This window comes from Paenibacillus sp. Y859 (assembly GCF_056786405.1).
Genome location: NZ_JBXCIZ010000001.1, coordinates 904,608 through 918,158, shown reverse-complemented (window position 1 = coordinate 918,158; position 13,551 = coordinate 904,608). Strand labels below are relative to the sequence as shown.

At 39.9% G+C, this 13,551-nt stretch carries 13 protein-coding genes; 8 read left to right on the top strand and 5 right to left on the bottom strand.

The window, feature by feature from the left end; genetic code table 11:
- Nucleotides 1-163: 163 nt before the first annotated feature.
- The 3 genes from yhbH to AC1TO8_RS04590 all read right to left on the bottom strand — a co-directional run bounded on the left by yhbH (nucleotide 164) and on the right by AC1TO8_RS04590 (nucleotide 2,732).
- On the bottom strand, nucleotides 164-1,324 hold the full coding sequence (gene yhbH, locus AC1TO8_RS04600; RefSeq protein WP_482054409.1) for a sporulation protein YhbH: 1,161 nt from the start codon (nucleotides 1,322-1,324) through the stop codon (nucleotides 164-166).
- Between the two features lie 132 nt (nucleotides 1,325-1,456).
- Entirely contained in the window at nucleotides 1,457-2,308 is an 852-nt protein-coding gene (locus tag AC1TO8_RS04595) for a DegV family protein (protein ID WP_482054408.1), read from the bottom strand.
- A gap of 25 nt (nucleotides 2,309-2,333) precedes the next feature.
- Nucleotides 2,334-2,732 (bottom strand): hypothetical protein, encoded by a 399-nt coding sequence (locus AC1TO8_RS04590; protein WP_482054407.1) that lies wholly within the window; start codon nucleotides 2,730-2,732, stop codon nucleotides 2,334-2,336.
- A 356-nt stretch (nucleotides 2,733-3,088) separates the two neighbouring features.
- On the opposite strand from AC1TO8_RS04590, the gene AC1TO8_RS04585 reads away from it, so the two are divergent.
- Nucleotides 3,089-3,466 (top strand): DUF423 domain-containing protein, encoded by a 378-nt coding sequence (locus AC1TO8_RS04585; protein ID WP_482054406.1) that lies wholly within the window; start codon nucleotides 3,089-3,091, stop codon nucleotides 3,464-3,466.
- A gap of 88 nt (nucleotides 3,467-3,554) precedes the next feature.
- Here AC1TO8_RS04585 and AC1TO8_RS04580 read toward each other — a convergent pair whose 3' ends face one another.
- Entirely contained in the window at nucleotides 3,555-4,115 is a 561-nt protein-coding gene (locus AC1TO8_RS04580) for a hypothetical protein (RefSeq protein ID WP_482054405.1), read from the bottom strand.
- A gap of 226 nt (nucleotides 4,116-4,341) precedes the next feature.
- Between AC1TO8_RS04580 and AC1TO8_RS04575 the strand changes: the two genes are divergently transcribed.
- The 6 genes from AC1TO8_RS04575 (at nucleotide 4,342) to sufB (ending at nucleotide 10,245) form a co-directional block, all read left to right on the top strand.
- Nucleotides 4,342-4,806 carry a Dps family protein gene (locus AC1TO8_RS04575; protein WP_482054404.1) on the top strand — a complete coding sequence of 155 codons (465 nt, stop codon included), beginning with the start codon at nucleotides 4,342-4,344 and terminating at the stop codon, nucleotides 4,804-4,806.
- 268 nt (nucleotides 4,807-5,074) lie between these two features.
- Nucleotides 5,075-5,857 carry a Fe-S cluster assembly ATPase SufC gene (gene sufC / locus AC1TO8_RS04570; protein ID WP_482054403.1) on the top strand — a complete coding sequence of 261 codons (783 nt, stop codon included), beginning with the start codon at nucleotides 5,075-5,077 and terminating at the stop codon, nucleotides 5,855-5,857.
- A gap of 24 nt (nucleotides 5,858-5,881) precedes the next feature.
- Nucleotides 5,882-7,189: a Fe-S cluster assembly protein SufD gene (sufD, locus tag AC1TO8_RS04565; protein ID WP_482054402.1), complete on the top strand. Its 1,308-nt coding sequence runs from the start codon at nucleotides 5,882-5,884 to the stop codon at nucleotides 7,187-7,189.
- Complete coding sequence (locus tag AC1TO8_RS04560; protein ID WP_482054401.1) at nucleotides 7,186-8,406, top strand: cysteine desulfurase; 1,221 nt, start codon at nucleotides 7,186-7,188, stop codon at nucleotides 8,404-8,406. Before sufD ends, AC1TO8_RS04560 begins: the two co-directional genes overlap by 4 nt.
- Complete coding sequence (gene sufU, locus AC1TO8_RS04555; RefSeq protein WP_482054400.1) at nucleotides 8,396-8,830, top strand: Fe-S cluster assembly sulfur transfer protein SufU; 435 nt, start codon at nucleotides 8,396-8,398, stop codon at nucleotides 8,828-8,830. Before AC1TO8_RS04560 ends, sufU begins: the two co-directional genes overlap by 11 nt.
- Nucleotides 8,831-8,847: 17 nt before the next feature.
- Nucleotides 8,848-10,245, top strand: a complete 1,398-nt coding sequence (gene sufB / locus AC1TO8_RS04550; RefSeq protein WP_482054399.1) for a Fe-S cluster assembly protein SufB — start codon at nucleotides 8,848-8,850, stop codon at nucleotides 10,243-10,245.
- Between the two features lie 594 nt (nucleotides 10,246-10,839).
- Here sufB and AC1TO8_RS04545 read toward each other — a convergent pair.
- Nucleotides 10,840-11,886, bottom strand: a complete 1,047-nt coding sequence (locus AC1TO8_RS04545) for an HD-GYP domain-containing protein (RefSeq protein ID WP_482054398.1) — start codon at nucleotides 11,884-11,886, stop codon at nucleotides 10,840-10,842.
- 176 nt (nucleotides 11,887-12,062) lie between these two features.
- On the opposite strand from AC1TO8_RS04545, the gene AC1TO8_RS04540 reads away from it, so the two are divergent.
- Nucleotides 12,063-13,502 carry a bifunctional metallophosphatase/5'-nucleotidase gene (locus tag AC1TO8_RS04540; RefSeq protein WP_482054511.1) on the top strand — a complete coding sequence of 480 codons (1,440 nt, stop codon included), beginning with the start codon at nucleotides 12,063-12,065 and terminating at the stop codon, nucleotides 13,500-13,502.
- Nucleotides 13,503-13,551 lie beyond the last annotated feature (49 nt).

Sequence of the window (13,551 nt, the reverse complement as noted above, 5' to 3'; positions counted from 1 at the left end):
GCGCTTATTGATTGCGTTATGGAGCAAGGGATTGAATTTGTGAATCCTTTCCGCTAACCATAGTACAGCATACATGAGTCCTCATCTCGTTGAAAGTGGAGCGTAATCCGAAACAAGCCACATGAAAGTATATACTCCATGTGGCTTGGTACTGTCTATGCTATTAACTCTGCACACCCTCACGTTTTTGAAAGAAGCTCTTCAATGCTTGATATACCTCGCCCTTCTCCTTAATAACATAATACATAAATTGCTCGACTTTTATATTGCGATAGGCAGACATCAATGTACTGCTTCGATTGTATTGATTCACTTCTCCATAACCGAATACATTACTTACTTTGAGTAACTCTCCGATTAGCTTTACACAACGATCATTGTCGGATGATAAATTATCTCCATCTGAGAAGTGAAAAGGATAAATATTGAATTTAGAAGGAGGATATCGTTGATCAATAATTTCGAGTGCTTTCTGGTAGGCTGATGAACAGATGGTACCGCCACTTTCACCGCGTGTGAAGAACTCATTCTCCGTAACTTCTTTGGCTTCTGTATGATGTGCGATGAACACAATCTCAACCCTTTCATACTGCTTACGTAAGAATCGATTCATCCAGAAGAAGAAGCTCCGAGCACAATATTTCTCGAAAGAACCCATAGATCCAGAAGTATCCATCATCGCTATGATGACTGCATTGGATTCAGGTACTACAATGTCATCCCATGTTTTATACCTTAAGTCATCTGGATTTATATTATGAATGCCAGGATTTCCAGTTGTAGCATTTCTGCGTAAATTTTCTAGAATCGTTCTTTTTTTATCGAGATTAGACATCATACCTTTTTTGCGAACATCATTAAATACAATCTTGTGGGTCTCGACCTGCTCTTTATCTTTCTGTTGTAAGTTGGGAAGTGCTAATTCTTCAAAAAGCATATTCTCAATTTCTTCAATGCTGATCTCCGCATCAACGGTATCTAGCCCTGGCTGGTCACCTGCTTTATCTCCTTTGCCAGGCTTCTGTACAGGATCGCGACCGAGTATATCTCCAACCTGGCTTTCTCCATCACCCTGTCCAATGTGTTTTTGTTTCTGATAATTATAAATAAAGCGATATTCATCCAAGCTGCGGATTGGAACTTTGATGATCTGTTTGCCATCGGACATAATAATATTCTCTTCAGTAATGAGATCGGGCAAGTTTTGTTTAATGACATCCCGCACTTTTTGTTGATGTCGGACTTGGTCTTGATAGCCTTTTCGATGTAGAGACCAGTCTTCGCGGGAAACGACGAACGAATAAGGTTGGTGTGACATTGACATGACGGAGCACCTCCCACTGCAATATGCGGTAAGTATAGTTGTTAGTAAGTATATTCACTGAAAGGTATGATATGTGCAAAAACGACTTCCCTGATCTTTGGTAGACCAGTGAAGTCGTCTTTTGGATTACCTCTATTGAGGTTTCTTGGAATACATGATACCGATGGTTTGCGGTCCACAATGGCAAGAAACGACACAGCCTGCGGTGGCAAGTGCTACCTTAGCATTCGTATGCTGTTGAAGACTGGCTTGGACACGAAGGGCATCTTCTTCTGCTAAAGAATGAACGACGAAAATGAGATCCTGATCCATAAGGTCTTTCTTATTAAGGGCATTTTGTAATAGCAGATCCACAGCTTTATCACGTTTTCCGCGAATCCGATCAGATGGAGTCATTTTACCCTCTGACACTTTAATAATAGGACGAATCTTTAGAAGGCTACCGATGAGGTTCTGCATACCAGAGCAGCGCCCACCTTTGTAGAGGTATTCGAGCGTATCTACAACGAACTCGGCTTCTATTTCAGGTCTTACAGCTTCCAAAAGTGTGACGATTTCCTCTAATGAGCTTCCAGATTCAGCAGCGTGAACGGCTTTCATAACTAAAAGTCCAATGGAAGAAGATAAGTTCAAAGAATCGAAGACAGTAATCTGGTCTGCTGGGAATTCATCAGCAGCAATGATTGCATTCTGATAAGTTGCAGAAAGCTCTGAAGAAAGACTGATGAATAGAATCTGATCACCTTGCTCTATGTAGGGAGTGAATGCAGCAATAAAGTCAGCAGGTGATGGGGCGGCCGTTTTAGGTAGGATTCCATTCACAGATACCTTCTGGTAGAGATCAGTAGGGGTAATCTCTAAGCCATCTTTCAATGACTGTTGTTCAAAAACAACATATAATGGCACGATGCCAATATTGAATTGTTCAATCCAAGAGGCAGGTAAATCACTAGTACTATCTGCAAAAATTTTAATATTTGGCATGTGATTCTCCCTTGTTATATATGGATTATGTTGTAGCGTTTATGACAGCGAATATAAAAAATGCAGCTATACATAGCACAATGACACCGTTCAAAATTAAGCCTAATATCGCAAATATCTTCTTTCTATTCTTTAAGAACACGCCAACAATACCTAGAATAAAACCGATCACATTTAATAATACGAATAATAAAGCAAGTATAACAACACCACCTACGATCTGAAACAGTTCCTCACTTGAATCAGGAAGACCTTCACCATTTAAATAAGGTGAGATCATGGCGCCTATTAGAGCGACTGCAGCTATATAACCTAATAAACTGACCATACTTAGCACAAAGGAAGCGATGCCAAGTCCAGAATGTTTAAGTGGGGCTGGTATTGGCTCAGGTGTTGGGCGATGTAGTTCAATAGGGTCCATCATTGATCTCTCCTTAACAATATTCATTTTAGAGGTTGTTCAAAAAGTCACCTTTTGATCACGAAGTATATCAAGAAGCTTACTCGACATCGAAGATTGAATTCAGTCGGTCCTTCCGGTGCTCACGTAGGTACTGCCTACGCTCCGCTCCTCACTCCCTATCTTCATCCAATCTTCTCGGTGCTGAAAATCTAACTTTTTGAACTCGCACTTACTTATATTAATACTTTTCCATATTTGACTGGAAAAATCAAGGATTGTTATTTTTAATTACCTAAAAAAGGAAGATGGTAAACGATTAAGCTATAAGTTATTATAGCTAAAGGGGATTAGATTATAGGAAGAGGAGTTGGACTTTCTTGCGACAAGGATTTATGAAGTGGGGAATTATTGTGATGGCCCTCTCTGTTATGATTGGGGCTTTTGGCGCGCATTTATTAGAGCCTAGAATTGGTGAAGCAGCAATAGGTGTATATGAGACAGGTGTACAATATCATATGATTCATGGACTTGCTCTTATTCTAGTGGGATTAACAGCCGGGCAAATTGGAGAAGTTAGAAGACTGTACTGGGCAGGTTGCTTGTTTATAGTTGGAATAGTTCTATTCTCGGGCAGCTTGTACGTATTGAGCATAAGTGGTATCAAAGTATTGGGAGCCATTACCCCTATTGGTGGCATAGCTTTTATTGCGGGTTGGATCTACTTCTTATTAGCGATTGTTCAATACAAGAAATGATCATTCATCCCAATAAGAAACGGCTGTGTTGTCCTTAATAATGGACGACATGGCCGTTTCTTAATGGTTGCATGAATGCTAAATTAATCTAACTATCGAAGGAATCAATTTCATTCAGGTTAAAGTTATACACTTGTTTCTCATCAACATGATACACATTAATAAATTGCTTATCTTCATCGAAATTCAATATGCGACATGGAATATTGATGTGTTGACCCTTGCGATTAGCTACTAAACGTACTAGTCGATTGTCTATAATAGATGATCTAATCCAGTTTCTAGGATCATCAATTGGTTTAGTGTTTGGGTCAATAAGCTTTGGATTGGAAGTGGCGCGTTGAATATTAGACTTAACGATCTTAGATTGAGCGGCTACCTTCTCGCCTTTACCAACTTTATTGTTACTGAATGCTGCGGAGTGGAATACGTTTGTTTGGGTGATTGGTGGATTATTCTTTAATTCTAGAAGGGTATCTATAATTCCGCCAAGTTTAATGCCAGACTTCACTTTGAAATCTAGTATATGCTCATTTTGATTGATCATTTCAACTAACAACTGAAGTGCAATAGCATTAGATTGATTCTTGATTAATATATCGACATTGAATAAAAAACCTGTATCCTCATTGTCTTGTGTAATATCCATATGTCCCCCAACCTATCATTGAAATCTTATATCATTTCTAGACTATACCATTAAAATGGAAAATAAAATAGTCCTTATGACATGGGTCAAAAGAAATGAATGTCAACATTTGTACATTATTAAGAATGGAATAATACATTCCATGTTTCAAATGGTAGGGAATAGGGGTAATATATAGTTATGAGCAAATCTTATCTAATCATTTATAGAAAAGGAAGCGATTAACATGACAAAGGTAACTTCAGTTAAATCACCAGATACAACGTTAGAACAAGTATTAAATCAACAAGTAGCTAATTTAAACGTATTATATGTAAAGGCACATAATTATCACTGGTATGTTCGCGGTGAGAAGTTCTTTACATTACATGAGAAATTTGAAGAAATATATAATGATATCACTTTGAAGATGGATGAAGTGGCTGAACGCTTATTGACGATTAAAGGAAGTCCAGTAGCAACAATGAAGGAATTTCTGGAGATTACTACAATTCAAGAAGCTGAAGGTAAAGAAGACGCAGCTAAAATGGTACAAAATATGATTGAAGACCTAGCTACGATCTCAGAAGAAGTAGTCGAAGGAATCCAATTGGCAGAACAATCCACTGATCATGTCACAGCCGATATTTTGATTGGTATCAAAGGTGACTTTGAGAAGCATATGTGGATGCTGCGTTCTTTTTTGGGATAATTTAAGTAAGAGATACAGTTATGAATGATGATCGTTGGGCTTGGCTGATCCACTTGGCCAAGCCTATTTTGCTTATCTATCGGTCATTCCGAAGCGATCAATAATGACTATATAAAAAGAATTAAGTGAGAATCATTGAGAATCAAATGGATTTAGTTTAGAATGAGTATAAAGAACGTAACACATGCTTGAAATTGGAGCGATAAATCCATTTCAAATATAGTTTTTATTTTTACCAACTATCAAAATAACGGAGGGAATAACAAATATGACTACAAATTTCGTCATTGAAGGACTTAAAGCATCAATCGAAGGTAAAGAAATATTAAAAGGTATCAACTTGGAGATGAAGGGTGGAGAAATCCACGCAATCATGGGTCCAAACGGTACAGGTAAGAGTACGTTAGCTTCTGCTTTGATGGGACATCCTAAGTATGAAGTTAGTGAAGGTAAAGTGTTATTGAATGGGGAAGATGTTCTTGAGATGGCTGTTGATGAACGCGCTCGTGCTGGACTTTTTCTAGGAATGCAGTATCCAAGTGAAATTAGCGGAGTAACGAACTCCGATTTCCTTCGCAGTGCAATGAACACACGTCGCGAAGAAGGAAGCGAAATATCATTGATTAGATTCATTCGTCAAATGGAAGCTAAGATGAAAGAACTTGAAATGAACCCAGAGTTTCTTCATCGTTATTTGAACGAAGGTTTCTCAGGTGGAGAAAAGAAGCGTAACGAAATTCTGCAAATGATGATGCTAGATCCTAAAATTGTTATTCTGGATGAGATTGACTCAGGTCTGGATATCGATGCATTGAGAATTGTTGCAAATGGTGTGAACGCGATGAGAAATGAAGATCGTGGATTCCTTATTATTACTCACTATCAACGCCTGTTGAGCTATGTTAAGCCTGATTTCGTCCATGTGATGATGAATGGTGTTATTGTGAAATCCGGTGGACCTGAGTTGGCTGAACGTTTGGAAGCTGATGGTTATGATTGGATCAAGGTAGAGCTTGGCATTGAAGACGAAACCGTAGGGCAAGAAGCGTAAATATAACGGGAGGAGGACATTGAAATGACAACACAAACCATTCTTCCGGTTAACACCGAAAGTATAGCAACAATATCGAAACGTAATAATGAGCCAGGTTGGTTAACTGAACTACGTTTAAAAGGATTGGAGTTAGCCAGTCAATTGGAACTTCCTCGTCTAGAGAAGACGAGAATAGATCGTTGGAACACGCAAGCTTACGGAGCATATCAAGATTCGACTGTGATTGATTCTATCGAGAAGCTTCCAGCTACGGTGCAAGGATTGATTAAAGATCAAGGATTACAAGATAGTCTTATCGTTCAGCATAATTCTGGCGTAGTATATTCTAAGCTATCTTCTGAATTGACTGATCAAGGTGTTATCTTTATGGATCTTCATTCAGCGGCAAGTAAACATGAAGAATTAGTGAAGAGTTACTTGCATAAAGCGATTGGAATGGAAGAAAACTACATTACTGCTTTACATGCTGCGCTTTGGAACGGTGGAGTATTCCTATATGTACCTAAGAACGTAGAAGTTACGATACCACTTCAAGCTATTTTTCTAACGGATGAAGGACAGGCAACCTTTGCGCCACACGTATTAATTATTGCAGATACGAACAGTAACGTAACTTACGTTGATAATTATGTATCGGGTGAGCTTGAAGCGGAAGTTGTTCTTAATGGCTCTGTTGAAGTGTTCGCAAAAGCTGGAGCGAAGGTTCGTTATGCTACTGTGCATCAATTGGGTAAAGAAGTGACAGAATTAACTTATCGTCGTGCTATCTTGGACAACGATGCTGTAATCGAATGGATCGTTGGTGAGATGAACGATGGGAATACGATGAGTGATACGAATTCTATCCTCAAAGGGAATGGATCATCTTCTGATTCTAAGATCATCGCTGTTGGATCAGGAGCACAGAAGCTTAATTATACGACCAAAGCACAGCATTTCGGCAAGAACACGCCTAGCCAAATGATTACACGTGCTGTATTACGTGAGGAATCCACAGCAATTATCAATGGGATTACGAAAATTGAACATGGCGCTTCCGGAGCAGACGGTCAGCAGACGGAAAAAGTGTTAATGCTTAGTCCGAAAGCACGTGGGGATGCGAATCCATTGCTTCTAATTGATGAAGACGATGTAACGGCAGGTCACGCAGCATCTGTTGGGCAAGTGAATGCGGAACAAGTCTATTACTTAATGTCCCGTGGTATTACGCGTTCAGAAGCAGAAGCTTTGATTATTTATGGCTTCTTGGCTCCAGTAGTATCTCAGATTCCACTGGAAGGCTTGCAGACTCAGCTTCAATCCCTTGTTGAAAGGAAGCTAGGACGATGAACCTTCATGTACGGGAGCAATTTCCTATTCTGCAGCAGGAGATCAACGGACATCCGTTAGTTTATCTGGATAGCGCAGCTACATCTCAGAAGCCTCGTGTTGTTATTGATGCAATGCAGCATTATTATGAGTGGGATAATGCGAACGTTCATCGTGGGGTGCATACTCTAGGTAGCCGTGCTACAGATGCCTATGAAGGTGCGCGTGAGAAGGTAGCTCGCTTCATTAATGCCCGAAGTACACAAGAAATTATATTCACTCGTGGGACAACAACGGCATTAAATTTGGTTGCTACATCTTATGCTCGTGCGGTATGTCGTGAAGGCGACGAAATTGTAATTACACCTATGGAACATCATAGTAATCTCATTCCGTGGCAGCAGGTGGCCAAAGCTACTGGTGCTACGCTCAAATATATTACGTTACAACCAGATGGATCAGTTGATCTGGCTGAAGTTGAGAAATCGGTAACAGCTCAGACTAAAATTGTATCCATCGCACATGTATCCAATGTCATGGGAGTCGTGAATCCCGTGAAAAAAATTGCTGAGATCGCCCATCGCCACGGTGCTATTATTGTGGTAGATGGAGCTCAAAGCACGCCACATATGAAAGTGGATGTTCAAGACTTGGATAGTGATTTCTATGCATTCTCTTCTCATAAAATGTGTGGTCCAACTGGTATCGGTGTACTTTACGGTAAGAAGGCACTGCTTGAGTTCATGGAACCAGTTGAATTCGGGGGAGAAATGATCGATGAGGTAGGTCTTCATGACTCGACATGGAAGGAACTACCTTGGAAGTTCGAAGGCGGAACCCCTATTATTGCAGGTGCTGTAGGATTAGGTGCAGCGATTGATTTCCTGAATGAGATTGGAATGGATAATATCGAACGCCATGAGGTTCAACTAGCAACATATGCTATGGACCGACTATCTGAGATTAAAGGGATTTCACTGTATGGACCTCGTATACGGGAAGTAGGGCTGATTACCTTTAATTTAGGTGAGGTTCATCCTCATGATGTAGCTACTGTATTGGATGCTAGTGGAATAGCTGTTCGAGCTGGACATCATTGCTGCCAGCCGCTCATGCGTTGGTTGAATGTGAATTCGACCGTTCGTGCAAGCTTCTACTTATACAACACAGAAGAAGATATTAACCGTCTCGTTAGTGCCTTAATCCAGACAAAGGAGTATTTCGGCGATGAAACTTGATGACTTATACCGTCAGGTAATTATGGATCATTATAAGAATCCTCGTAATAAAGGAAAGTTCGAAGAGGGCGCTATAACGGTGGATTTAAATAATCCTACTTGTGGCGACAAGATTTCGCTGCAACTCAAGGTCAATGATGGAATCGTTGAAGATGCTAGATATACGGGTGATGGGTGTTCCATTAGTATGTCGTCTGCCTCGATGATGACAGCTGCAGTGAAAGGTAAAACCCTGGAAGAAGCGAAGGAAATGATTGCACGTTTCTCAGAGCTTATGCTAGGTAAAGACGTTCAATTTGATGAATACGAAGATATTGAAGCCTTATCTGGAGTGAATAAGTTCCCTGCACGCATTAAATGCGCAACGCTCTCTTGGAATGCACTACGCAAAGTGATTGATGAGGAACAATTCAATAAATTATGATAGGGAGATGAATGAATATGGCTAAGAAATCACCAGAGTTAGAAGAATATAAATATGGCTTTCGCGATGAACATGAATCTATTTTTAAGACTGGAAAAGGTTTGACTCGTGAAGTTGTTATGGAAATATCTCGTATTAAGAATGAACCTGAATGGATGCTTGATTTCCGTCTAAAGGCACTGGAACAGTTCGAGAAAATGCCAATGCCAACTTGGGGTGGAAATATGGATGATTTGGATTTCAATGAAATCCAATACTTCGTCAGAGCTTCCGATAAACAAAGTAAGACATGGGAAGAGGTACCTTCTGAAATCAAGGAAACATTCGATAAGCTAGGAATCCCTGAAGCAGAACAGAAGTTTCTAGCTGGGGTATCTGCACAATATGAATCAGAAGTGGTCTATCATAGCATGCAAGAAGATCTTGAAGCACAAGGTGTTATCTTCATGGATATGGATACAGCACTTAGAGAGCATCCTGAGATTGTTAAGGAATATATTAGTACAGTGATTCCAACAACGGATAACAAGTTCTCAGCTTTGAACAGTGCGGTATGGTCGGGAGGAAGCTTTATATACGTACCTAAGGGTGTTGTATGTGAAATGCCTCTACAAGCATACTTCCGTATTAACTCTGAGAATATGGGGCAATTCGAACGTACGTTAATTATCGCGGATGAAGACAGCCATGTTCACTATGTAGAAGGCTGTACAGCGCCAATATACAGCACGAATTCTCTGCATAGTGCCGTTGTAGAAATTGTCGTTAAGAAGAATGCACGGGTACGTTATACGACAATTCAGAACTGGGCACCGAATATCTACAACCTGGTTACAAAACGTGCTGTAGCAGAAGAGAATGCTACGATGGAATGGGTAGATGGTAACATCGGTTCCAAACTAACGATGAAATATCCTTCTGTTATTCTTAAGGGCCGTGGAGCCAAAGGAATGGTTCTATCCATTGCGATTGCAGGTAAAGGTCAGCATCAGGATGCAGGGGCGAAAATGATTCATTTAGCACCCGATACGACATCTACGATTGTATCTAAATCCATCAGTAAGCATGGTGGTAAGGTAACTTATCGTGGTCTAGCTTCCTTTGGACGTCAAGCAACAGGGGCTAAGTCTAATATCCAGTGCGATACGTTGATTCTAGATAACGAATCCACTTCGGATACAATTCCATATAATGAGATTATGAATGATAATATTATATTGGAGCATGAGGCTACAGTATCTAAGGTGTCTGAAGAACAACTCTTCTATTTAATGAGCCGTGGTCTTACAGAGGCTGATGCCACTCAAATGATCATTATGGGCTTCATTGAACCATTCACCAAAGAACTTCCAATGGAGTATGCGGTAGAAATGAACCGTCTAATCAAGTTCGAGATGGAAGGTTCTATCGGGTAAGTTTTGTATGGTAAGGGTTATCAACCTTCAATGAGGGTTGATAACCCTTTTGATCTATTTGAGTAGCGAGGGAAATCATCCGTGCCGAATTCGTGCCAATTCAAGTTACGCCCTTTGTGAGTGCGTGGACTGAAATGTACCAATCATATTTTTCTCTTAGTGTAGGAGGCGAACTTTTTAAGTTCGTCTTCTTTTTTTACATAATATAAGTTTTTTCGGACCTTTAGATGTATCCCACGTGAATTGCAGAGGAAGGAAGACTACGGGAACGGAATAAGTGCCTAAACAACACTTAAATTAGCAGAATAGGCAAGCTTGCGAGAAATAATTGCAAAATGACAGTTAAAACTGAGAGAATCGCGGAAAAATGGGTTTTTCGAGAAATTAGATGTCTTTTAAGCAACTAAAGTGGGGGAAAGAGGAATAGTGATGGGTTTAGAGGACTGTACTTCCGTTAGAAATCTGATGCCGCACCCATTGCGCGATACGCTGAGTGCACTGACCGTGCCCCCACGCCCACCGCGCTGAGATCATGATTCGCATCTAAAATAACAGGATCCCAGTTCTTAAGGAGCCTGCTACTGTGAGTTGAAATCAAACGATGATTTGTTCGATGGATAAATGACGTTCGATAGATAGATCCAAGAAGTTTGCGTCGACCTGGACGAGAGGTCGAGAGAAGTCTTGATTATTAGTCATGATGATGGTTCCGGAATCTCCAGAGGATAGCAGTACTTCCTTACCAATGAAATTGGGAAGTATATGTCTAATAAAAGCTTGCGTAGGTTTGCCATTTAATTTCCCAAAGCTAAGATTATAAATCTCTTTAAGAACAGATAATAATTCTTGGTTGGACTGATAGACTCGGGGAGTAGTCATCGCGCTGAATGTATCAGCAACGGCCGTAATTTGTGAGAATGGATGGATGTTATGTTCATTGATTCTAAGAGGATAACCACTACCATCATCACGTTCATGATGCTGTAGAGCAACTAGTGCCAATACTTCATCCATTGAAGAATTACGAATGATCTCGTATCCATAAGTGGTATGAAGTTTGATTGTTTCATATTCTTCAGGTGTTAATTTAGTAGGCGTATGAAGTAATTCTGAAGGTACTCTACATTTTCCTATATCGTGTAAATATCCGGCTTTACCTGCTATATAGGCATCCTTCTTAGAGTATCCAATCCAAGATGCAATATAGTATGACAGCATTCCAACCTGCATGGAATGATAGTATGTATAATCATCCTTCTGGTCAAGCACTAGCAATAAAGAAACAACGTCTTTATTCTCTATTAATTGATCAACTAAAGGATGCATGATGTCGTCAATCACAGTATTATTGATGGATCCTGTTCTAAGTGCTTCTAAATAGATGTTCTCAAATCCGTCAACCGCTTGTTCTATATCAGGTTTAGCTCTAGAGAGAGCTTCTTCCTTCTTAGTTAAATCCTTTATAGGATCCGCTACATGGAAAGTTTGGACATCCACAAAGTCGACTCCATGCATCAATAGCTTATTAATCTCGGGTGATCCTAATGCAGTACTTTTAGGTAAGACGTGTAAACCATGATCACTAAAAGTGTCAGCTAGCAAAATATCCCCAGGTTTTAAATCGGTTACATGAACTCTCAAGTGAAGTCTCCTCTCGTAAAAATGATGCATCAAGTGTATCATATCAAGAAAAAAATGGATTTACAATAAGTATTAGAAAGGTAGCATAATCTAAATGGACGTACCACAAATTTGTAGTAAATGGTATGATTGAAAATGGAATTTTAATGAAGTGAAAGTAGGAGGGGATCCATATCATACGACCCATTCACAATGAAAGGTTAACGATATTACATACGAATGATATTCATAGCCATTTTGAAATGGTAAGTTCGATTGCCGCACTCGTATCCAAGGAAAGAGATATTGCCTCAGACACGCCCCTTCTTCTATTGGATATTGGAGACCATATGGACCGTACTGCAGTAGAAACAGAAGGAAGTATGGGGCAAGCGAATACGGATATTATAAATCTCACAAACTATGATGCGATTACGATCGGTAATAATGAGGGTCTTACCTTTACACCAGATTTGTTAGAGAAAGCCTATAGCGGATTGTTGTGTCCTGTCGTCTGTTGTAACATTCGGGAAGTGAAAAGTGGACTTTGCCCTGACTGGATGAAGGAACAGATCATCATATCAAAAGGTGATATTAAGGTTGGAATTGTTGGAGTTACCGCTGCTTTTGATGAGTTCTATAGATTGATTGGTTGGGAAGCACTTCATCCTGAACAAATGTTGCAGGAGCAGATCGCTTCATTAAGACCGCAAGTGGATGTGCTTATTGTTCTTTCTCATCTAGGGATTGCTGCTGATCGTGAACTAGCCTCCAATATAAAAGGAATAGATATTATACTTGGTGGACACACTCACCACCTACTGGAGGAACCCTTGCTTATCGGAGATACTAGTATTTGTGGAGCTGGTAAGTTCGGTCAGTATGTGGGAAAAGTGATTATGGAACGAAAACCAGATGGTACATTTGGAGTGGTGTGGGGGGGATGTCTGTCCGTGGACCCTCTTCAAAAGGATACAGATGTGACTATGGCATTGGATATTCATCGTATTCAAGCGGTGAAGGCTCTGCAACGTACCGTTATAGTATCAGATCATATGTTGCCATTAAATGAAGGTGATCAAGAGACCGCTTTTGGAAATCTACTTGCCCAATCTATACGTCAGTTTACAAAAAGTGAACTATCGATGGTTAATACAGGCCAATTGTTAGGATCTCTACCGATAGGTAATATTACGGTAGGTATGCTACACGGATTATGTCCTTCCCCGATTAATCCATGTACCCTCAAATTAAAGGGAAGCGACATACGATATACATTCGAACAAAGTCTACTATCTGAGTATAAAGAAAAGAAAATCATGGGCTACGGATTTCGCGGAAAAGTGTTAGGTAGTATTGCGATAGATGGTGCAGATATTTTCTATGATCCCAATAAGGATCCCTTTGATAGAATTACCAATATTTATATAAATGGGTACCCGTTGTCGGAGGATCAGGACTACAGAGTAGGTACTATAGACATGTTTATTTTTGGAGTAGGTTATGACAGAATAGCTACAGGCAGCGAAATAAAGTTTATTTTACCAGAATTTCTGAGAGATCTATTAAGTGATGAGCTTCAAAGACCAGGTAGTTTTAATGAAAGTCATGTAGTAAGATGGAATAAGTTAGTATAAAAACTACCAACAACACATAACAATAGTCAGTTCAATGGAAACCAAATTG